The organism is Victivallis lenta, assembly GCF_009695545.1.
Classification (GTDB): Bacteria; Verrucomicrobiota; Lentisphaeria; order Victivallales; family Victivallaceae; genus Victivallis; species Victivallis lenta.
Genome location: NZ_VUNS01000008.1, coordinates 15,797 through 37,111, shown reverse-complemented (window position 1 = coordinate 37,111; position 21,315 = coordinate 15,797). Strand labels below are relative to the sequence as shown.

Sequence of the window (21,315 nt, the reverse complement as noted above, 5' to 3'; positions counted from 1 at the left end):
ATTCAATGAACAACGATGGAATTACACTGATCGACCGGAAGGAGGTGCTGCCCGGCCTTCCGCTGCGGATTTTCAATTTCCGCCAGCCGAACGAGATTCCGCACGAACATAACTTTCATGAGCTCGTGCTTGTCCGGCGCGGGCGCGGCGTCCATCTGACCGAAAACGGCGAGAGTCCGATCCGGCGCGGCGACGTGTTCCTGATTCCGCCTGGCGTCATGCATACTTACAGCAGCGTGGAGTCGCTCGAAATCGCGAATGTGCTGTTCGTCCCGGAGGAGCTCCGGCTGCCTGTCTCGGAGCTGGCCGAGACGGAAGGATATCACCTGCTCTTTCCGCCCGTCCGCCGGTTTTCCGGCGGCGGTTCCGGGCTGAACCATCTGGCGTTGAACGATTCCCAGCTTCGCCGGGCGGAGGAGGAGATGAGCGCGATGCTGATTGAGCAGCAGCACCGGAATCCGGGCTGGAGCTTCTTCCTGCAGCTTCACTTCATGGCGCTTCTCGGTCTGGTCTGCCGGGCGTATCCCGAAAGAACCGGGGCGAGCGAGGACGAATTCGATCGATTGTCGCAGGTCACCGATTACATCGAAGCCCACTATGCCGAGCCGTTGACGCTCGACGGACTCTCGAAAATCGGCAGCCGTTCGAAATGCACGCTGATCCGGATGTTCCGGCGCGCCTACAACTGCACGCCGATCGGCTATCTGCTCGAGCTGAGGCTTGAACGCGCCGCCGAACTGCTGCGCGACACCGCGCTGACGGTCACGGAGGTCGCCATGCGCTGCGGTTTCTGCGACAGCAACTACTTCACAAAGCTCTTCTCGCGAAAATACCGGATGCCGCCGCGCGAATACCGTCAGGCGCGGTTCGACAGAAAACGGACCGCTTCGGGCAGCTCCGAAAAGTTGTAGATAATGTAGTCCGGCTCGGCGCCCGACTTGCGATGGTCGCCCTGGTTCGATTTGAAAAATACGGTCCGGATGCCGAGCCGGTTCGCGCCGAAGACGTCGCGGTACATGTCGTTGCCGACAAACAGCACTTCGGAGGGAGCCAGATCCATCTTGACCAGCATGAGTTCGAACATCCGCTTATCCGGCTTGCGGTAGCCGAGGTCGCTCGAAATCAGGACCGGATCGAAATAACCGGCCAGCCCGGCTGAACGCAGTTCGGGGAGCGCCCAGAGGCTCTGCCCGTCCGAAAGCGCCGCAAGCCGGTAATCCTCGCGCAGCTCGTCCAGCACGCGCCGGACATCGGGATAAGGCTCGAGCCGGAAGCGGGAGGCGGCGCGGAAGAGTTCGGCCAGCACCTCGGGCAGCACTTTCCGCTTCGGCTTCGGCAGCGCATGCGTGAATGCCGTGGCGTGCCGGTCGACGATTTCCGCAAAAAGCGCCTTCACATCGAACTCGGGGTACTCCTCCGCGCTTTCGCGGCGCTGCCGTTTGTTGATCTCGAAATAGAGCCGCCGGAGCTCGTCCGGACTCAGTGCAATTCCCTGGTAGTCGAGAAAGTTGGAGAGGACGCGGTAGATGTTCTCCTCCCCCTCGTTGGTCAGGATGTCGATGACGGTCCCGTTGATGTCGAATATCAGTCCCCGGATCACAGATACCACCTCCTCAGACATTGTTTCGCTTCATGGATCAGCCGGAGCCGGTAATTCCAGTCGAGCCAGGGGTTCCGGGCGATGCGCAGCAGCGTCGTCCCCATATAGAACGGCACCCGGCGCGTCGTCTGCTCGAACGTCCGCTCCCGGTCCGGAAAATGGCAGGCGTATTCCCAGAGGAAGTGGCCGATGAACGGCTCGGCCGCGTATTTGTTCCCGGTCATCAGCAGAAAGAAGTGCATGAGCTCCGCAGCGACCCGCCCGGTGTCGAACACCCGGTCGGCGCGCTTGAGCCGTTCGAGGTCGAAGGAGATGACCGCAAGGCCGTCCCCGAACAGGAAATTATCCGGCGTGGCGTCGCCGTGCACGAACACCTGGCAATCCTCCCACATCTTCGGCTGTTCCCGCCAGCGGTCGCGCAGATAATAAAGCTCGTTCGCGCCGTTGGCGCCGATCTGGTTCTGGAACTGCAGCCGCCCGGTCAGCGAATCCATATACGCCGCCGCTTCATTGAAATCGATCCTCCAGCCCGACGCCGTATTGTTGTGGAACCGGGCCAGGAAGTAGGCGAGCGCGGTCAGCTTCGCATAGAGCAGACCGCTGTCGCGGTTCCGGATCGCCCGCATGATGATGCTGCTCAGCAGTTCCCCGTAGCAGTATTCGATCACCAGCAGCCGGTTCAGCCAATCGTTGCGCCCGAGCGGACGGGCGATGTAATGCGGGCTGCCGGAAAAGCCGCTGCCGTGCATCATTGCGAGGTTGTGGTATTCGCGTTCGAGTTTCCGCGAAGCGGCGGCCGGGTCGCGTTCCCGGTCCGACAGGAAAAATTTGCCGATTACCAGCGTGCCGCGATGCTTCTCTTCGTACAGATAAACGGCGTTCGACCCGTGCAGCTGGAAGACACGGTAATCCGGATGATTCAGGAAGCCGCCCAGCTGCGGCTGAATCTCATGCTTCAGGTACTGAAAAAGCGGGTCCCGCTCCGGCAGGTGCCCCAGATATTTTTTCCACATGTCCGCTCCCCTGGCGTCCGGAACGGCCGGAGGCCGATCGGCTTCCGCAATTCCGGCTCCTCTCTCATTGACTCGTTCCCTTCAATATAGCCATTCCCCGGATGAAATGCAAATCATTCTCAAATGAATAACAGATGAAATTCTTGCAAAACCGGTGTCCCGCCGGCCCGGAACCGCGCGGGAAGGAAATAAAAAAGACCGGTCGAACTTTCGTTCTCCCGGCCTTTCGAGGCGATTTTACGCTCAGTCGAGCTTGAGGCCCGCGAGGGACTCGCTGCTGAAGACTTCGCCCATGTCGACCATGGCTTCGCCCGGCTTCAGCGCGGCGGTGTATTCCTCTTCGGCCGCCTTCAGGTCCTCGTCGGAGAAGTTTTCGCCGACCGCCTTGATCGAGAGACCGATCCGGCGTTCGTCGGTATCGACCTTGATCACGCGCGCTTCGACTTCGTCGCCGACGTTCAGGACGTCCTTGACCTTCTCGACATGGTCGCGGCTCAGCTGCGAAATGTGGATCAGGCCGTCGATCTTGTTGGAGAGCTCGACGAACGCACCGAACGCCGCGATCTTCGTGACCTTGCCCTTGACGACGTCGCCGACCTTGTAGAGATCGTTGATGCTCGCCCACGGGTCGGACTCGGCCTGCTTGAGACCGAGGGAGATGCGCTGCTGCTCCGGATTGATGTCGAGAATCACGGCCTCGACCTCCATGCCCGGCTTCAGGACCTCGTTCGGATTGTTGATCTTGCGGGTCCAGCTCATGTCGGAGACGTGGATCATGCCGTCGATGTCGTTCTCGATTTCGACGAACGCGCCGTAGCTGGTCATGTTGCGGACCTTGCCCTTGATGCGGCGGCCGACCGGATATTTCTCGGCCAGGACTTCCCACGGATTGCGCTCCTTCTGGCGCAGGCCGAGCGAAATCTTGCGGCTGTCGCGGTCGATGTCGAGCACGACGGCTTCGACCTCGTCGCCGATGTTCAGGACATCGCTCGCCTTGCTGACGCGCTTGGTCCAGCTCATTTCGGAGACGTGGATCAGGCCCTCGACGCCGGTTTCGATCTCGACGAACGCGCCGTACGGCATGATGTTGACGACCTTGCCGTTGATCTTGCTGCCCTTCGGATACTTCGCGACCACGTCATCCCACGGATTGCGGGTCTTCTGCTTGAGGCCGAGGGAGACGCGCTCCTTCTCCTTGTCGATGCCGATGATGACGACTTCGAGTTCCTGACCGACCGAAAGCACCTCGGACGGATGCGAGATCCGGCCCCAGGAGATATCGGTGATGTGCAGCAGGCCGTCCACGCCGCCGAGGTCGATGAACGCGCCGAAGTCGGTGATGTTCTTGACCATGCCCTTGCGCAGGTCGTCGACCTTCATTTCGCTCAGCAGCTTGCTGCGCGACTCGCGGAGGGACTCCTCGAGGAGTTCACGGCGCGAAACGACGATGTTGCGGCGGTCCTGATTGATCTTGATGATCTTGACGTCGAACTCTTTGCCGATGTAATCGTCCATATTGTGCACCGGGCCCACGTCGAGCTGCGAGCCGGGCAGGAAGGCCGGGAAGCCTTCGACATCGACCATGATGCCGCCCTTGACGCGGTGGCGCATGAAACCTTTGACAACATAGCCTTCGCCGTATTCGGTCGTGATGCGGTTCCAGGCCTTGATCGAGTTGGCCTTTTCGAGGCTGAGTTCCGGCATGTTGTTGCGGTTTTCGATCTCTTCGAGATAGACGTCGATCTTGTCGCCGATCGCGACTTCATCGAACTTGAGGAACTCAGATGCCGGAACGAAGCCCTCGGCTTTGTAGCCGATGTCCACGAGCGCGCCGTCCGGACGCTTCGCGACAACCGTACCTTCAACGATCTTGCCCTTGTTGAAAGCATTCGTGCTTTCGGCGGACGCCAGAAGCTCTTCCATCGAGCCCGGGATGTTCGAGAAGTCCAGGAAACTGTCCGCGAATTTGTTTTCTTCTGCCATGTTGTTTTGTGTTCTTGTTTTTGTTGGTTACCGGTTAATATTATCCCCCGAATCCCGGCGCGAATCGCCGACACCGGGGGCCACATTCTGTTAAAATACCCTTATCTCCGGTAAATTGCAAGCAGTTATGGCATTTTTTTCAAAAAAATCATCTTTTTTTGACCGGATTTCGGAAAAAGCGCAAACTGTTTCTGTTCAGGAGATACGCGATATGTTTCCGGCAAAACGGTCCGGACGGTTCCGGAGCATGGCCGGTTCCGGAAATCCGCTCCGGGGCAAGGGGTGCGGTCAGGCTGTTCCGGCGGCTTCGAAGGACGGAGCTGCCGGGGTTTTTTCCGCATCCCTCTGCGCGGCGGCTTCCGCCTCCATCTGACGGAGGACCGCAAATTCGCGCACCAGCAGGAGAAAGATCACGGCGGCGGCCAGGCCGTCCGCGATCGGGGCCGTCGCCCAGACGCCGTCGAGCCCGAAGAATCGCGGCAGGATGAGGATGCACCCGAGAAAGCAGAGCCCGTTCCGGAATACGGTCAGGAAGATCGTCTTTTTCGGCCGCCCGGTCGCCTGGAAGAAATTCGAGCCGATGCAGAAGATCGGCCAGAGCGGGAACAGCAGGAAGAAGATCCGCAGTCCGTGCGACGCCATCGGCACCACGCCGGGGTCGCCGTTGCAGAACCAGCCGACGATGACCGGCGCATAGAGCATGACCGGCACATAGAGCAACAGCGTCGCGCCGCCGCTCATCAGAAACGCCCCCTTCAGCGTCTGCGCGACGCGGCGGAACTGCCGGGCGCCGTAGTTGTAGCCGACGATCGGCTGGTAGCCCATCATGACGCCGAAGGTCGGAATCATCAGCAGCATGATGATCGTCGAAATGCAGGTCATCGACGCGACGGCCTTGTCGCCGCCGTTCCGCAGCAGCGTCGTGTTGATCAGCGCGTTCAGCACGGAGTTGATGCTCTGCAGAATCAGCGGGGAAAGTCCGATCGCGCTCATTGCCGTCAGGTATTTCCAGTCGATCCGCAGATTCCGCCAGTGCAGCGTCAGGTAGCGGAACGGCCCGACCGAAAAGTGCCAGAACATGAGGACGGTCGACAGCACCTTTGAAATCCCGGTCGCCCACGCCGCCCCGGCGATTCCCCAGCCGAATTCCATGATGAAGAGGTAGTCCAGCCCGATGTTCACAAAGCAGCCGGCCGCGATATACCACATCGAGAAGTTCGGGCTGCCTTCGGCGCGGATGATGTTCGTCGTTCCCATCGACAGGAAGTCGGCGGCCATGAACCAGAGCAGGATGCGGAAATACTCCGCCGCATACGGATAGGTGATGTCGCTCGCACCGAAACAGTAGAGCAGCGGCTTCAGGAACAGGAAGCCGAGCAGTGTGGTCAGTGCGCCGCCGACCAGAAAAATCATGATCACGTTGCCGAGAATCCGTTCGGCCCCGGCCTTGTCCTGCTCGCCGAGCTTCAGCGACACGAGCGTGCCGCCGCCGATGCCGAACATCATGCCGACCGCGATGAAGATCATGAAGAGATAGAAGGTGATTCCGACGCCGGCGATTGCGTCGGTGCCGAGCTTCCAGCTGATGAATACGCGGTCGACGACATTGTAGATCGTAAACAGAAAATTGCTGATGAGCGACGGAATGCTGAAACGCAGCAGCAGCCGGAAAATCGACTGCGTGCCGAGTTCATGCGTCATTTGTTCGGAGAGTGAAGAAGCCATAACGGGTTGATACTCATACTTCCTGAAGCGGCGAATCCGGTGCTGCACGAAGAGTTGCGCTGCAGCTTCAGGCCCTGCGGCGGGTGGCGACGTGCATCAGAAAACGAAAATCCGTAATATAGCACGTGTTTTCGTTTTATCAACCCTGCGGCTGCACCTGTTTCCCGTTTGTTCCCGGAGGCGCCCTCACTCGCGGTTGCGCTCGAAGTACTTCTTCAGCACCTGCTTGCGCGGCGAATTCTCAACCGGGAACTGGTTTTCGAACACGCCGCCGTGTTCGACGCTCCAGCCGGTCCACTCCCGGAATGCGTGGTAGGTCCAGTCCCAGCCGTACTCCTCGAAGATCGAAATGCAATCCTCCAGATACCGCTCCGCGCCCGGCGCCCAGGCGATGGCCGAGAATTCGCCGATGAAAATCGGAACGTTGTATTTCAGCTGGAAATCGCGGACGACCTGCACCGTCTGCCTGAGTTTGTCGCGGTTCCACTCCACGCCGTCGATGCTGCCGGGATAGACCACCCGGCTCTCCCGCCCCGCCGCCGTGATTCCCTGGTGGGTGTAGGTGTGCGGGCTGTAAATGTGGACGCTGTAAATGATGTTCGGCAGATTGACCGGGCGCAGCGTCTTGAGTCCGGCCGGTCCGCCGCCCTTGGCGCTCTCGATGATGATCGGCACCTCGGCGTCGATGGCCCGGATCGCCTTCGCAGTGCGCAGCGCCAGCCGGTTCCACTCCAGCGCGCCGTCCGGTTCGTAGACGTAGTTGTCTTCGCGCGGTTCGTTCAGCAGGTCGTAGCCGTAGATCATCGGATTGCCCTTGTAGCGCCGGGCGATCTTCTCCCAGGTCTCGACGAAAAGATTCTGGTTCGGAACATCCCAGCTCAGCTGGTTCGTCAGGAACCGGTCCTGATTCGTGCCGGGGCCGCCGTGCAGGTCGATCGCGACCTTCACGCCGTACTTCTTCAGGGCTGGCATGACCGCGTCGAGCTTGTCGAGCTCGGCGTCGAGCCAGGCGCGGTAGAGTTCCGGCGTGCTGGTGTCGGCCTTGCCGCGCAGCAGCTGCCAGCGCAGCAGGTTGCCGCCGAAATCGAGCGCGAAGTCGCGGATGTCCGCCTCCCTGAGATCGTAGCCGGACATCATGCCGCGGTACTTCGTCCGGGTCGGCAGCGGAGCGGCGGGCGGCACGAACGCCTCGGTTTCCCCGGTCGGCACCAGCGTGATCTTCACGTCATCCATATAGAGCGTTCCCTGTCCGTGCTGGATGCCGATGGCCAGAACCGCCTTTTCTACGTCGGACGCGGCCTGCGCGAACACCTGGAACTTCCGCCAGTCATAGGTTCCGTGCACCTTCTCCTGCTCGGAGTGGCTGTTTTCGCCCGGACTTTGCAGATTCAGCATGAGTTTCGGCCCCATGTAGCCGGGGGACGGCTTGGCGATCTTCTCCGCCTTCATCATCGCCTCGACCTGAATCGCCCGGCCGCGCAGTTCGGCCGGATCGATCGGAATCAGCAGCCAGCTGTCTCCCACCGTATCGCGGTGAAAGCGGATGCAGCCGCTGCCGCCGGCGCCGCCCTCCGGCACGAACGAAATCCCATCGCCCGGCCCGTATTTCGCCACCGCCTCCGGCGTATCGAAGCCCTCCGAAAAAACGACGTCGTCCGCCGAAAAAACATGAAATACCGCCATCGTCAGCAACACCATCGCCATTCCAGCTTTTTTCATATGCACCCTCACTATGTTACCGGTAAATCGTCTGGGAAAGCAGAAAGCCCGCAAATGACTCCGTCACAAAACGGGTGTACTGCTCCGCCGCCGCATGCCCGTCGGCGAACAGGTAATTGGATTGATTTCCGTGACGGAACCGGTCAACCCTGCCGGGTGCCGTCATGGCCTCCCAGCCGGACCATTTTTCATCAAACGCATTGCCTCCGTCCGAGGAATTCCCCACCCGCGAATATTCCGCCAGCGTCACCCCCTGGGACGGCTGCCGGAAACGGCCGAGCATACGCGGCGCTTTGGTTGTTGCCCCGGGATATTGCCAGCTGCTTCCGCCGACATTCCCGATTGCGTTGTTATAAGCGTAATTGCCGTTGTAGGTATAATTGTTCGCATACGTTTCAATCTCTTTCGAGGAACCGCAATTCAGCACCTTGTCGTATCGGACCGTCACCCCGTCCAGTTTCGAAAGCCCGAGATGAGGCGCGAGAGTCTTGCTCCAGTAATTGGCCTCATTGTTAAGGCGCACGAGCGGCAGAAAATCCCGGTTGTCCCCGGCATAAAGCGACAATGCCTGCCCGATCTGTTTCTGGTTGTTGATGCAGTTGGCGGCCTGCCCCCGGCTTCGCGCCTGGTTCAGCGCCGGCAGCAGCATGGAGGCGAGAATCGCGATGATCGCGATCACTACGAGCAGTTCGATCAGAGTGAATGGTTTACGGGACATATTTCTGTATTCCTTTCCTTATAAAGATTGATTCTGTTTCCAGTAACCGGTGAGCACCTGCAGCATCGGGGTGTTTCTGCCGCCGTCCCCGGTGCCGGCCGGCGGGTCATCGGCGGAGCAGGTCGGGTTCCAGCCGTTCCATTCGTAGTAGGAGTGGAAGGTCCAGTCCCAGCCGTTTGCCTCGAAGAGCTCGATGGCGTCCTTCAGCCAGCGGTCGCTGCCTTCGGCCCAGCGGATGACGCCGAACTCCCCGACGAAGATCTTCACGCCGTGCTTTTTCCGGAATTCGATCACGTTCCGCATCGACTTCTCCAGCATCGCCTTATCCCACAGTTGCGGCTTGTTGTCGGAGAAATTGCGCAGCATGCCCGGATAGGGCCTGCGGAACTCGGGCTTCCGGTAGCCGCCGATTCCCTGATGCGTGTAGCTGTGCGGATAATAGAAGTGGAACGAGTAGACCAGCCGGTCGCCCGCAAGCGGCTCGATCTCCTCGAACGCCTGGTCGGGCAGCGACCACGGCGGCGGTTCGTAGATGATCCAGGTGTCGGGGTCAACGGCCCGGATCCGGTCGACGGTCTCCTGCGCGAACCGGTCGCGCCACACTCTGGCGTGATGTCCGTTCGGCTCGTTCAGGATGTCGTAGGCCAGCACCTGCTTCTCATTCCTGTATCTGCGCGCGAGATGCTCCCAGACCGGGGCAACATTGGCGTAATACCCTTCGTCGCCGTCCTTGAAACGGAGCATGAAGTCCCCCTGGCGGCCGACCACGTTGAACAGCGCCGGAACCACATAGATGTTGTACTTCTTTGCGAACCGGACGACCTGCTCGAGCCCTTCGAGATTTTTCCGGTAGGGCAGCATGGGGTTGTCGGCCGGAACCGGCGGCACCGGGTCGCCCGCCTTGACGTCCCACGGCGACTTGCGGTCGACCGAGAAGGCGACCCGGACCACATTCACGTTCCACTCCGCCAGGCGCCGAAAAAACGCCTCGTCGAGAAATCCCGATTCCGTCGGGACGCAGATCGCGGTATCGATTCCGCGCAGCCGGAATTCCGGCCACGGTTTGCCGGCTTCGGCGGCCGGCAGCACGGTTCCCGCCGCGAGCAGGAAGGCCGCGGCCATGCCGGACATCATCGTTTTCATGCGCATACTGTCTTCTGCTTTCGCTGATTCCGTTATTTGCCCGAGAAAAACCGTTCCGCGGTCGGGTTGCCGACACGGCAGGCGGCGACCAGGTCGTCGAGCTTCGCCGTGGCAAGGCCGATGCAGGTGTCCGCCGCGCCGTAATAGATCCGCACCGTGCCGTCGTCCTCGAGCAGCGCGTTGCAGCCGAACGTCACGTTCATGACCCGGCCGAACATTTCGTAGGGCTGGTCCGGCCAGAGCACCGGCAATCCGCCGCGTGCGATGATGCGGGAGGGGTCCTCGAGGTCGAGCAGCATCACGCCGAGCCGGTAGATGAATCCGTTGCAGGTCAGGTCCACGCCGTGATAGATGACCAGCCACCCTTCCGGCGTCCGGATCGGAACCGCGCCGCCGCCGATCTTGTGGGAATCCCAGCAGCCGGGGCGCGGCGTCATCAGGACCTTCGTGTCATTCCAGTTGCGGAGGTCGTCCGAATAGCTGATGCACATGTCGCAGGGTTCGCACTCGTCGTCGCCCATCGGGCGGTCGAAGCGGACGTACCGGCCGTTGATCTTCTCCGGGAACAGGACCGAGTTGCGGTTGTTCCGCCCGGTCTCGGCCTGTTCGATCCGCTCGAACACGCGGAAATCACGGGTCCGGACCACGCCGGTGCGGACGCCGCGCCCGGGCGCCTGGCTCGCGTACATCAGAATGTACTCTCCGTCGATGAAGGTGATCCGGGGGTCGTAAATGCAGTTTTCGGCTCCGCTCTCCGGCGCGGGCCAGCCCGAAATCGGCTTCGGATCAGGCGTGAAATGAATCCCGTCCCTGCTGCGGGCGATCCAGAAAACGATCGGCGTGGCGGCGGTGGCGGCGTCGACGATCAGCAGATACTCCCCGTTGTACCGGATCGCTCCCGGATTGAAAACATACATGATGTCCCCCGGAAAAGCCTGCGGGCCCAGGACCGGATTGCCGGAATACTTTGTAAAAACCATGTAAATACCTCTTTCATGCGTTGCATTTGGCCGTCGTCGTCCCGGAACGGCCGTCATACGGCATCGTTCCGAATTCTTTATCCTTTGTAATTATAGATAAAAACACGAATAACGCCAATGATTCCGGCAACAAATACCGTTCTCTTTTTTACATATTTTTACATGGAGTTTGCAGACCGCCCGTTCCGGCCGGACCGGCTTGCTGCGTCGGCGGCAAAATCGGCGGACTGTTTTCGGGAGAGGTGCTTTGCGTCATTTGATCAGGTTCAGGGGGGTGTGGAAGAAATCCCGGTACGGCGCCTGGGCTTTCCGGCGGAATTCCGAAGGAGAGAGCCCCGTGTAGGATTTGAATTTGGCGGAGAAATCGAATACGGAGCAGTAGCCGAGTTCACGGGAGATGCTCTCGATCGAACGGTAGGTCTGCGCCAGCAGCGATCTGGCGGCCGCCGTCCGCCGCTGAATCCGGTAACGGTTCGGTGAGATGCCGATCCGGTCCGTGAAAAGCTTGCGGAACCGTTCATAGCCCCAGCCGTTTTTGCGGCAGAAGGCGTGCAGATCGCGGTTTTCCGCAAAGTTCGTGCCGAGGAATTCGCAGCCGCGATGAATCATATCCTCCTCCTCGCCGCCGCCGCGGGTCTGCCGGACGCAGTCGGCCGCGAACGTGCAGAGCTCCATGGCGCACTCCAGCAGCGCATCTTCCGGCGCGGTTTCGAGCCGGTTCAGCAGCATGTCGAAACGGGCAAACCATTCCGGGGACGGATCGAAATATCCGGTCAGGTTGTCGTCGCGGAGCGAAAGATAGTTCCGGAAGAACGGCCATGCGAAGTTTCCGAGATGGAGCCAATATTCCAGCCAGCCGCTTTCGGCGTCCACCCGGATCAGGTGCTCCAGCTCCGGCCGGCGCAGGAAAACGGAACCGGCGCCCAGCGGATAACGCTGTCCCGTGATGCTGTTTTCATAACAGCCGCTTCCGCGGGCCAGCCAGGAAACGGAGAAAAAAGAAAAGCTGGTCGGAGTCGTAATCCGGTCACCCGGTTCCGGTTTATTCTGTATTCCCATTCCGATTCTGTCGTTGCAGTTCCGGTTGGAGCGAAAAACGATCCGGGTCGGAATGTCAATACCGGAAAACGTATTTTCATTTGCCATATTACACAATCCTTTTCCCTTGTTTTTTGCTCGATATCAGGTCATAATATTAAAGTAGCACTTGTTGAATAAAAATTCAAAAGACGTAAAATAAAGCAAAAAACGATGGATTGATATCGAGCGTTGCTTTTTCGGAATCATTTGCCATAAAATAAACAGGAGAGTTGAGGCATGAAGAAATCCTTTCTTTCATTTCCTCTGGCTGTATTGCTGACCGCGGCGGGACTTTCGGCCGGTGAGAAACTTTATCAGCCGGAATTGACGCAGCAGGTTCAGCCGGGGGCCGGCCGGTATTTCACTGGAGAGGGGGACACGGCAGTTTTGAATTTTTCGGCGTCTGACATCGGCGAAAATACCGTGGACATTCCGGTCGATCCCGCGCTGCTGGCGGGGAAGACGGTGACGCTCTCCGGTGAAATCTCCCAGGTGAACGTTTCTCCCGGGCCGCACCCGTGGAACGGCGTCCGGCTGGCGCTGAAGCTGGTCGATGAAAACGGCAGACGGGATATGCCGCAGGTCTCCACCCCGGCCGGTTCGGCGGACTGGACGACGCGCCGGGTTTCCGTCAAGGTCCCGGAAAACCTGAAGTCGGCGGCGATCGTGCTCGGGCTCGACTGGGTTGTCGGAACCGCCCGCTTCCGCAATATCGCCGTCACCGAAGAAGCGTTGCCGGATTATGCCGCCTGCACGGTCACCGGTTCTGCCGACCGCACCGATGTCCGGTACCGGCCCGGCGAGGAGATGCGTTTCTCCTTTCTGCTTCAGGAAGACGGCAGGCCGGCGGCGGGAAAGCTCCGCATCACCCGGTACGGCGACGACGGCAGAACGGAGACGTTCGATATGGAGACGAAGCCGGGCGTTCCGGCTGTCTGCCGCACCTCGCTCGATCAACCCGGCTTCGTGATGGTCAAGGCGGTGCTGCTCGACCGGGATGGGAAAACCGTCAACCGCTCCTGGGCGAACCGCTCCTGCCCGGTGGAGTTCGGCCTCGGCGCCTGCGTCGCTCCGGAAGCACTCAAGCAGGGCGTCCCCGAACCGGCCGACTTCGATGCGTTCTGGCGGAAGGCGAAGGTGGAACTGGCCGCCGTCCCGATGCGGGTGCAGGAAAAGAAACTCGTCAGGGAAACGGAAATCTCCCGGGTTTATGACGTCAAGGTTGCCGCCGTCGGCAAGCGTCCGGTTTCCGGCTGCCTGACGGTTCCGAAAGACGCGAAGCCGGGCTCTCTGCCGCTGTATCTTCATTTCCACGGTTACGGCGTGCAAAGCGCGGAAGTCGTCGAATCGAAAGACGCAATTCACTTTTTCATCAACGCCCACGGCATCGAGAACGGCCGCGAACCGGAGTATTACCGCAATCTGGCAAAGGGCGAACTCAACGGTTACGGTTTCAAAAACGATGAAAACCGGCAGCCGGATACCTGCTATTTCAAGAACATGATCCTGCGCAATCTGCGGGGGCTGGAGTTCGCCCGCTCCCTGCCGGAATGGAACGGGAAGGAAACTTACCTTCAGGGAGGCAGCCACGGCGCCTTCCAGACGATGGCGGTGGCGGCTCTTTCCGACGGGATCACCGGCTGTGAAATCGGTATTCCGTGGCTCTGCGACCTCGGCGGCGTCGAAGTCGGGCGGCTGCGCGGCTGGCGGCCGGATTACGCTCCCGGCCTCGGCTACTACGATACGGTGAATTTCGCGTCGCGGGTCAGTTGTCCGGTCACGATCACACATGCGGGCCTCTCGGACTGGATTTGTCCTCCCTCGGGTGTCTGGGTACTTTTCAACAACCTGAAAGGCAAGGCCTCCATGACCATGTATCAGGGGCTGGACCACGCTTGGTATCCCGGCTACAGCCACGACACGGCTTCCCGCCACACCTATACGAAATAACGAAAGGGTTCCAACCAGATGAAAAACACTCTCCTCCTTGCCGGTGCCGGCCTGATGTGCGGTCTGGCGGTCAATGCAGCCGCCCCGGCGCCGGAGCTTCCCTGCCGCTGGGAGCGTCTCAATCTCGACGGCGGCGGCTATATCGGCAGGATCGTGACCGATCCGAACCGTGCGGGCCGGGTTTACTGCCTTTCCGACAAGGGCGGCATTCACCGCAGCGACGACGGCGGGAAAAGCTGGGTTATGAAGAATCGCGGCTTTTTCCGGGAGACCCACTACGGTGTTTCCGACCTGGTGATCGACCCGAAAAATCCGGACCGGCTCGTGGCGGCGGTCGGCAATGCTCCCTGGGCGTGGAAATTCTGGTATCCCGGCGCCGTGATGGTCAGCAGCGACGGCGGTGAAAGCTGGAAAGAACGGAAAATTCTGGGCTTCCCCGGCGAAGGTGAACCCGGTAAAGGCTGGGGCAACCGGCTCAATTTCGCGCCGGACGGCACGCTCTATGCGGCGACCTTCCATCAGGGGCTTTGGAAAAGCCCTGATGCGGGCGACAACTGGGAGTTCGTGGGATTTGGAGACAAATTCCTGACCAACGTGCTGACCGACCCGGACGATGCGAATCGCCTTCTCGTTTCGGCACGGGAACTGCCGCTGGACTCCAACCGCAGCGGCGGTCTTTACGAGAGCCGCGACGGCGGAAAGAGCTGGAACCGCCTGCTGGAACAGAGTGTGACCAGCCTGGATCGTGCCGTCTATCGGGCGGATTGGCTGCTGGCCAACTGCGGAAAGGAAGGAATCCTCTTTTCCGAAGACCGCGGCAGAAACTGGCGCGCTCTTCCCGTGCGGCAGGAGATGACCCGTTTTCATCAGGTGAAATTCCAGCCGGGCCGCAAACCGCGCATCTGGGCGACTGTGCCGGGCGAGGGTGCGCATCTCTATTATACGGACGACTTCGGAAAAAGCTGGATACAGCCCGCCGCAGATTTCAAACAGGCGCTCCGGTATCCGAGTGACTGGTATATGGCCGCCCGGAAATGGACGCGCTTCAGCGCCCTGAACGGCGTCTACGAGATCACGTTCGACCCTGCGGATCCCGACCGGATTTTCGTCGGCGATTTTTTCACGGTATGGCGCAGCGACGACGGAGGCCGGCATTTCACTGCCTGTCCGCACGGCATCAATACTTTGTGCGTGTATCAGGTCGTCGTCGATCCCGTTGACGCGCAGACCATTTATGTGAATACCGCCGACCTCGGGCTGTTCAAGAGCACCGACGGCGGCCGGACCTTCAGCTGGCCTTTCCGGGATGATAAGAAGACCGGAGACATGCTGATCAACGAGACCAGCCGGCTGCTGATCGCCGGCAGCGATCACCGCAAGCTGGCGCTGACCATGACCATCGACTGGCAGAACCCGACCGTGAACGGCTTTTACGTCAGCGCCGACGGCGGCAGGCATTGGCAGGAGAAGTCCTCCGGGATTCCCCGGCAGGACAGCTTCCTGACCGGACTGGTTTCGCTTTCCAGAGACAATTCGGAACTGCTCGCCGCCTGCGGCGGCAACGCGAAGACTTCCGGAAACGTCTATTACACCCGGAACGGCGGCGGCAGCTGGGAGGTTTTCGCCCCAGGCCTGCCGCAGGGCAGACTCTTCGGCGACAACTGGTCGAAAATGCCGAATTTGGCGACCGACGGCGTCAATATCTATACGGCGACTGACCAGGGGATATTTCATTGCGACCGCCGGGAGAGGCAATGGCGCCGGATCGGGACGGACGCCTTCAAGGGCCTTGCCGTCCGTACGATCGAAGCGATTCCCGCCGCTCCGGATTCGCTCTGGGTGGGAACCGACAACGGTCTTTTCGTCAGCCGCGACGCGGGGAAGAGTTTCACCAGAGCCTCGCAGCCGGGCATGGAAATGTGTCAGGGGATCGCGGTGGACCCGAAGAATTCCAGCCGCTGGTTCGTCGCGGTGGCCGCTCCGTGGTGGACGAGCCATAAGAATATTCCGGGTATTTACCTGACCGTTGACGGCGGTGTGAACTACCGGCGGCTGTCCGATATGCCGGGTGAAGGGATGGCGTGGCGCCTGACGCTCGATCCGCACGACGGCAACCGGCTTTATGTCGGCACGAACGGCATCGGCGCGTGGCGGGCGGTCATTGCGGAAAACGGCTCCCCGGACACGGCAGAGTGAAAATGTCGATCAAACGGAACCTCTTTCTTCTCACGGTGATGACGGCAGTCTGCTGCGGCCTTTCCGGCTGCGCGGCAGGGGAGTGCATTCCGATGGCGGGAGTGCCGTATTGCGACAGTGAAATCCGCAACGGCAGTTTCCGCAGCGGCGTGACGCTGCGCGCGGCGGGAAGGGAGGTCGCGGACGCGGTCTGCGTCGATTCCTACGGAAGCCTGGTCTACGATCTCGGCGGTATGGCGGACTCCTTTTCCGCCGAGGCGGGGATCGATGAAGAAGCATACCGGGATGAAGTCCGGCTGGATATCATCGTGGACCGGAAGCTGAAAGAGAGCATCCGCTTCACCCGTGAAGCGCCGCGCCGGCGGATTTCCGTTCCGCTGGCCGGGGCGCGGCAATTGGAGCTTTCCGTGCAGTACGGGCCGGACTACAGGGCGCAGACGCTGTGTTTCGCCGAAGCGTATTTCCGGGTGCGTGACCGGGCGGCGTTTCAGGAGCATCTGGTCCGCTGCCGCAACCGGGCCGATATGGCGCGCGAGCTGCCGCCGGGGCCGTTGCCGCCGCTTCCGGCATGGAAAGAGGTCAAAGTCGAACCGTTCGTCTGGCGGGAGCGTCCTGCTCTCCGGATCGGCAACGGGGTGCTTGAATACGAGATCGTGCCCTCGTTCGGCGGCAGGCTGGTCGGTTTCCGGCGGGCCGGCGGGGAGAATGTTCTCGAGCAGCCCCGGCATCCGCTGCCGGCGGATCTGCGGCGCGGACGCAGCTATTACCGGCAGCACACCCGCTTCGCCCGTTCGGAACCGGCGTGGTACTTCCTGCCCGGCGAAGACCTGCATCTGTTCGGGCCGTATGAACTCCGCTTCGGCGAGGAGGGCGAGTGCATCCTGATCTCGCGCCCGAGCCTTTTCCTCCTGCTGCGGACGGAATACCGGTTCCGTCTGCGGCCGGGCGGCGACCGGCTGGAAGTGACGACCATTCTGCACAACCTCGGGGATTTCTCCCGGCCGTGCGGCATCTGGAGCGTTGCGGTCCTGCCGACGGAAAGCATCGATAAACTGGAGCTGCCCGGTTCCACCCGGCACTCCGACGCTCCGGCGGAAGCGGCGCAGTATTGGATAAACGACGGAAACTCCGCTTTTCTGCGGGTTGCCGATATCCCGTTTGACCGGTTGGAGAGCGTGGAACGCAAAAGTCCGGGACCGCGGCAGACCATCCGGGCGCATCTGGTTTCCGGTGACGTTTTAGCCGTGGAGGCAGCGCCGGAAGAACATGGCGCCGAATTTCCGAATCATGTCTACGCGGCGCGGCAATTTACGGAATTGGAACATCATTCCGCGATTGCAGAGCTGCCTTCCGGCGGGAAGATCACGCTGCGGGAACTCTGGACATTGCGGACAAAGGGAGATGACAATGTAAAAGAAAAGTCAGACCGACGGCAGACATATTTCAACAGATCCGGGAGAGAAGAATGAAGAACAGATTTTTTACACTGATTGAACTCCTTATTGTAATTGCGATCATCGCAATTCTTGCGTCCATGCTGCTGCCGGCCCTGAACAGGGCCAGGGAAAAAGCGAACGGCACATCCTGTCTCTCGCAATTGAAGCAGCTGATGACCGGCAATATACTCTATGCCAATGCCTACGACGACTATTGCGCCGGTTATCAACAGAATGTGGACAATATTTATCTCGGCTATGCGGTCGGGTATCAGCTGCTGGTTGCCAGCGGCCAGGAGCACAAAACCACTCTGTTTCGCTGCCCTTCCGACAAACAGTATTGGGAATCTCTGAACGATAATTTCAACGGCCTGCCGGCCACCAGTTACATCTGGGGAAGAGCCGATTGGCAGTGGAACGGCAGCGGAATGTCTCAGACACCGACGGTCACAAAGGTCAGCCGGGTCAGGGAACCCTCGAAGTATTACCTGATCGCCGACAGGGGAGCGGAAAAAACAGATATCGGCGAAGCGGTTTCCGCACTGGCTCACAACCTCGCTTACAATATCTCGTTTCTTGACGGACACGCGGCAGGTTGCAGATTTCTTGCGGGAGTTTATTGGAAAGATCGGAATTACTGAATATGTCGGGTATCGGAGGTTTCCTCGATACGATATTGTCATATGAACGCAGAGATAAGGAAAAAGCATGAAAAGAACTCTCTTTACATTGATTGAACTTCTCGTTGTGATTGCAATCATCGCGATTCTCGCGGCCATGCTGCTGCCGGCGCTCAACAAAGCCCGGAGTGCGGCCAAAACCAACAACTGCATCGGCAATCTCAAGCAGATCGGCCTCGGGATTGCCATGTACTGCGGCGACTATAACGACCGGCTGCCTCCGACCGCTTATTCGCTGGGACGGTGGCCCGGCAACCCTAACCAATATGAGACCGACAAAAACGCCGCCGGACTGATGCTTGTCGCCAAAACAGGTTATCTGGGGAGCGCCGCAGGCAGTTCACTGATACCGGAAGCAGACGGTTCCGACCGGCCCGCGGTCCTTCAGTGTCCGGCTTTCCCCGAAGCTTTTTCCAAAGACAACGCGGGGCGGATTCATTATGACTACTGCCGCGACAGTTATTCCGACGGAATGGGGGCTTTTGTCTTCAAGCGGCTTCCTGCCTACCCAAAATGCCGCCGTCAGGTGCTGGTATACGGATGTTGTTCCGGGACGATCATGAACTACGATCCGGATCACCATTCCGGCTTCAGCACCATGGTCCGGGCAGACGGTTCCGCGGCCAAATACGCCCGGAGGGAGGTCTGGAAGGGCGAAGCGTGGTATCCCTTCTGGAGTCCGATGGGGAGCGTCCTCGAATACGTGGACTCCTTGTAAGCGGCCGGTTCCGCCCAATACGAATCTGTACGATAATACGGCAGCAGAAAAATATGCCGGGAAAAGCATCACCGATCCATGAAGAAAACGATCACCATATCACAATTGTTTCCTGCGGAGGTTTCCGCGTGGGATGAAGACGAAAAAGAGCGCCGGGCCGCCGCCGGGCGCGAAGTGCTGGAACGGATCAGGCGCGCCGGGCGGAACAGCTCCGGCACGGTCCGCATTCCGCCCGGCGACTACCGTTTTCCGGGCCGGGAGGGAATATTGCTGGAAAACCTGCGGGACATCTCTCTGGAAGCGGAGGGCGCGACCTTCTGGTTTTCCTCCGAAGTCACGGCGGGCGTACATTTCCGCAACTGCCGCAACGTCCGGCTTTCCGGCCTCGCCCTCGATATGGAGGAGTTGCCGTTTCTGCAGGGAACTCTGCTTGACGTCGGAGATGTTCGGCTGGTGATCCGGCTGGAGGAGTACTTTGTCCGCCGTTTTCACGGACAGCGGGATCAGGATCACTTCCGGCTGATGTTTCTCGATGCGGCGGGCGAGCATGAGATCGACAATCTCGACTTCATTGTTCCTCGGGAAACACTCTCTTTCGACGCGGCGGGCAATCTGCTGGTTCCGGTATCGGAACCGGTCGCCCGCCACTGGCGCTACCAGCTGCGGGTGCCCCGTCCCGGCGACCGTATCGTGCTGGGAATGCGCCATGAAGGCGGCATGCTGCTGGTCGACGGCTGCGAAACCATGTGCTTCGAGGCGGTCACGGTCTACGCTTCGCCCTGCTTCGCGTTTTACGAGAGCGGCCACGGCGGGGGAGGCAACACTTACCGCCGCTGCCGGCTGATCCGCCGTCCGGGGACGGACCGGCTGCTGGCCTCCGCCGCCGACTGTTTCCACTCGATGAACCAGCGGCGCGGACCGCTGATCGAACAGTGCGAATTTTCCTGGGCGATGGATGATCTCGTGAACATCCACGGTTATTTTCATGTGGCGGTGGAACAGCTCGCCGAAGATGAACTGCTGATCGTCACCCCTTTCGGCACCGGTCTGCGGCCCGGTACGGAACTGACTTTTTTCTCCGCCCCCTATGGACGGGAGAAATTCCGGGCCGCGGTCGCCTCCCGGCTGGAGATCGCCGGGAGCGAACAGGAGGGATTGCGGCGGGTCAGGGAACTTTACGGCCGGAGATTCGGGATGGTCCTTCAGAATTTCCCCGGCGGCTCTTTGTGCCGGATCCGGTTCGACCGGCCGCTGGATACGGAACCGGGCGACTTCGCGTGCGACTATGACAGCTGCGGCTCCGGCGCAGTGCTGCGCGATAACGATCTTCACGACTGCCATGTGCGCGGAATCCTGCTGAAAGCCGCCGACTGCCGGATCGAGAACAACCGGATTTCACGCACGGCCCTCAACGGAATCATCCTGAAGCCGGAGTTCTTCTGGCTGGAGGGTCCGATGCCCCGGAATATCGTGATTCAGGGCAATACCCTGACGGACTGCGCTTTCGGGCATACCGCCCTTGCGGCGATTCTGGTCATGTGCGGCTGCTGTGCGCCGCCCGCAGACCGGATCACGCCGGTCGTCAATGCGGAGAATATCACCATTTCAGGCAATGAAATCCGCAACTGCAACGCTGGTTCGGGAATCGCCGTTTTCAACAGTCGGCATCCCCGGGTTTCGAACAACCGGATCTTCCATCCCTTTTCCAATCCCGCCGCCATCGGCCGGCTGGATGTCAGCAGCCGGCTCGATTTTTCCGGAAAGGAGTTGTCCGGGGAGGAGATTTCCCGGCTGCGGGAGTCATACAGTGCGATTCTGTTTCTCGGCAGTGACGCCATCGAGTGCCGGCACAACAGCCTGACCGATCCCGGACGGCGCTGCCGGATGATCGTATACGCCGGGCCCGGCTGTTCCGGCTGCGGAGAACAGACCGATGCGGCAGCAGACCGTGGCCTTTGAGTTTTTAAGGCTATGCGTCATGAAAATAAAGCGCTTCCGGGGGGAAGGGCCGTCCGGTTCCGGCGGAAGAGGGCGCAAAGTGCCTGAATCCTGCCGCCTGCGGTTGAAAAGGCGGCGTCATCGTGACTTTTCGCTCCACGGAACTTTCCTCGCTTTCCTGAATTCAGAGCTTGTGATGACTGTACGGTGAAGCATCTGAACTGCACGGAACTCACTCCAAGGTTGTCCGGCGCACTTCCGGCCGGGCAGACACGAAAAAAACCGCTCGGACTTTTCCTGAGCGGCTTTAAACTTCAAAAAACAGTGAAGCTGGTGTGAACTGACCAATTCCATATTCTGAGCTTGAAATATGGTCTGACACGTTCTCTTTCAAGAAGCCGTTCTCCAATTTAGCTTTTTGATTCCCGAACGCTTC

15 protein-coding genes and 1 pseudogene are annotated in these 21,315 nt (G+C 60.1%); 7 read left to right on the top strand and 9 right to left on the bottom strand.

Annotation, left to right across the window (positions count from 1 at the left end; translation table 11 throughout):
• The first annotated feature begins 5 nt into the window (after positions 1–5).
• Complete coding sequence (locus tag FYJ85_RS09110) at positions 6–911, top strand: helix-turn-helix domain-containing protein (protein WP_206213063.1); 906 nt, start codon at positions 6–8, stop codon at positions 909–911.
• On the opposite strand, the gene FYJ85_RS09105 is transcribed toward FYJ85_RS09110, so the two are convergent.
• The 9 genes and pseudogenes from FYJ85_RS09105 to FYJ85_RS09065 all read right to left on the bottom strand — a co-directional run bounded on the left by FYJ85_RS09105 (position 857) and on the right by FYJ85_RS09065 (position 11,940).
• Positions 857–1,600 carry an HAD family hydrolase gene (locus tag FYJ85_RS09105; RefSeq protein ID WP_206213062.1) on the bottom strand — a complete coding sequence of 248 codons (744 nt, stop codon included), beginning with the start codon at positions 1,598–1,600 and terminating at the stop codon, positions 857–859. The two genes, FYJ85_RS09110 and FYJ85_RS09105, sit on opposite strands and share 55 nt — an antisense overlap.
• The gene (locus tag FYJ85_RS09100) at positions 1,597–2,613 is read right to left on the bottom strand and encodes a phosphotransferase (RefSeq protein WP_106054224.1); all 1,017 of its coding nucleotides are present in this window, start codon (positions 2,611–2,613) and stop codon (positions 1,597–1,599) included. Before FYJ85_RS09100 ends, FYJ85_RS09105 begins: the two co-directional genes overlap by 4 nt.
• Positions 2,614–2,856: 243 nt before the next feature.
• Positions 2,857–4,602, bottom strand: a pseudogene (locus FYJ85_RS09095) (30S ribosomal protein S1); the annotation flags it as partial.
• Positions 4,603–4,884: 282 nt separating this feature from the next.
• Positions 4,885–6,321 (bottom strand): MATE family efflux transporter, encoded by a 1,437-nt coding sequence (locus FYJ85_RS09090; RefSeq protein ID WP_154418048.1) that lies wholly within the window; start codon positions 6,319–6,321, stop codon positions 4,885–4,887.
• A gap of 186 nt (positions 6,322–6,507) precedes the next feature.
• The gene (locus FYJ85_RS09085; RefSeq protein ID WP_106054227.1) at positions 6,508–8,040 is read right to left on the bottom strand and encodes a glycoside hydrolase family 5 protein; all 1,533 of its coding nucleotides are present in this window, start codon (positions 8,038–8,040) and stop codon (positions 6,508–6,510) included.
• A 16-nt stretch (positions 8,041–8,056) separates the two neighbouring features.
• Positions 8,057–8,758 (bottom strand): prepilin-type N-terminal cleavage/methylation domain-containing protein, encoded by a 702-nt coding sequence (locus FYJ85_RS09080; RefSeq protein WP_106054228.1) that lies wholly within the window; start codon positions 8,756–8,758, stop codon positions 8,057–8,059.
• An 18-nt stretch (positions 8,759–8,776) separates the two neighbouring features.
• A complete protein-coding gene (locus tag FYJ85_RS09075; RefSeq protein ID WP_158704123.1) occupies positions 8,777–9,901 on the bottom strand; it encodes a glycoside hydrolase family 5 protein in 1,125 nt (374 codons plus the stop codon).
• Between the two features lie 32 nt (positions 9,902–9,933).
• On the bottom strand, positions 9,934–10,818 hold the full coding sequence (locus tag FYJ85_RS09070) for a glycoside hydrolase family 130 protein (protein WP_206213061.1): 885 nt from the start codon (positions 10,816–10,818) through the stop codon (positions 9,934–9,936).
• A gap of 315 nt (positions 10,819–11,133) precedes the next feature.
• A complete protein-coding gene (locus FYJ85_RS09065) occupies positions 11,134–11,940 on the bottom strand; it encodes a helix-turn-helix domain-containing protein (RefSeq protein ID WP_158704124.1) in 807 nt (268 codons plus the stop codon).
• 258 nt (positions 11,941–12,198) lie between these two features.
• Between FYJ85_RS09065 and FYJ85_RS09060 the strand changes: the two genes are divergently transcribed.
• The 6 genes from FYJ85_RS09060 (at position 12,199) to FYJ85_RS09035 (ending at position 20,900) form a co-directional block, all read left to right on the top strand.
• The gene (locus tag FYJ85_RS09060) at positions 12,199–13,911 is read left to right on the top strand and encodes an acetylxylan esterase (RefSeq protein ID WP_154418044.1); all 1,713 of its coding nucleotides are present in this window, start codon (positions 12,199–12,201) and stop codon (positions 13,909–13,911) included.
• 18 nt (positions 13,912–13,929) lie between these two features.
• Complete coding sequence (locus FYJ85_RS09055; protein ID WP_154418042.1) at positions 13,930–16,107, top strand: WD40/YVTN/BNR-like repeat-containing protein; 2,178 nt, start codon at positions 13,930–13,932, stop codon at positions 16,105–16,107.
• Between the two features lie 2 nt (positions 16,108–16,109).
• Positions 16,110–17,576 carry an NPCBM/NEW2 domain-containing protein gene (locus FYJ85_RS09050; protein WP_154418040.1) on the top strand — a complete coding sequence of 489 codons (1,467 nt, stop codon included), beginning with the start codon at positions 16,110–16,112 and terminating at the stop codon, positions 17,574–17,576.
• Positions 17,573–18,184: a type II secretion system protein gene (locus tag FYJ85_RS09045; protein ID WP_154418038.1), complete on the top strand. Its 612-nt coding sequence runs from the start codon at positions 17,573–17,575 to the stop codon at positions 18,182–18,184. The genes FYJ85_RS09050 and FYJ85_RS09045 overlap by 4 nt, the downstream gene beginning before the upstream one ends.
• Before the next feature lie 67 nt (positions 18,185–18,251).
• On the top strand, positions 18,252–18,941 hold the full coding sequence (locus FYJ85_RS09040; RefSeq protein ID WP_106054236.1) for a prepilin-type N-terminal cleavage/methylation domain-containing protein: 690 nt from the start codon (positions 18,252–18,254) through the stop codon (positions 18,939–18,941).
• Positions 18,942–19,019: 78 nt separating this feature from the next.
• A complete protein-coding gene (locus FYJ85_RS09035) occupies positions 19,020–20,900 on the top strand; it encodes a right-handed parallel beta-helix repeat-containing protein (protein WP_154418036.1) in 1,881 nt (626 codons plus the stop codon).
• Positions 20,901–21,315: the final 415 nt, after the last annotated feature.

Coding starts and splice junctions, on each gene's coding strand:
- FYJ85_RS09110 (WP_206213063.1), top strand. CDS start 6: ATGAACAACGATGGAATTACACTGATCGACCGGAAGGAGGTGCTGCCC.
- FYJ85_RS09100 (WP_106054224.1), bottom strand. CDS start 2,613: ATGTGGAAAAAATATCTGGGGCACCTGCCGGAGCGGGACCCGCTTTTT.
- FYJ85_RS09090 (WP_154418048.1), bottom strand. CDS start 6,321: ATGGCTTCTTCACTCTCCGAACAAATGACGCATGAACTCGGCACGCAG.
- FYJ85_RS09085 (WP_106054227.1), bottom strand. CDS start 8,040: ATGAAAAAAGCTGGAATGGCGATGGTGTTGCTGACGATGGCGGTATTT.
- FYJ85_RS09080 (WP_106054228.1), bottom strand. CDS start 8,758: ATGTCCCGTAAACCATTCACTCTGATCGAACTGCTCGTAGTGATCGCG.
- FYJ85_RS09075 (WP_158704123.1), bottom strand. CDS start 9,901: ATGAAAACGATGATGTCCGGCATGGCCGCGGCCTTCCTGCTCGCGGCG.
- FYJ85_RS09070 (WP_206213061.1), bottom strand. CDS start 10,818: ATGTATGTTTTCAATCCGGGAGCGATCCGGTACAACGGGGAGTATCTG.
- FYJ85_RS09065 (WP_158704124.1), bottom strand. CDS start 11,940: ATGGGAATACAGAATAAACCGGAACCGGGTGACCGGATTACGACTCCG.
- FYJ85_RS09060 (WP_154418044.1), top strand. CDS start 12,199: ATGAAGAAATCCTTTCTTTCATTTCCTCTGGCTGTATTGCTGACCGCG.
- FYJ85_RS09055 (WP_154418042.1), top strand. CDS start 13,930: ATGAAAAACACTCTCCTCCTTGCCGGTGCCGGCCTGATGTGCGGTCTG.
- FYJ85_RS09050 (WP_154418040.1), top strand. CDS start 16,110: ATGTCGATCAAACGGAACCTCTTTCTTCTCACGGTGATGACGGCAGTC.
- FYJ85_RS09045 (WP_154418038.1), top strand. CDS start 17,573: ATGAAGAACAGATTTTTTACACTGATTGAACTCCTTATTGTAATTGCG.
- FYJ85_RS09040 (WP_106054236.1), top strand. CDS start 18,252: ATGAAAAGAACTCTCTTTACATTGATTGAACTTCTCGTTGTGATTGCA.
- FYJ85_RS09035 (WP_154418036.1), top strand. CDS start 19,020: ATGAAGAAAACGATCACCATATCACAATTGTTTCCTGCGGAGGTTTCC.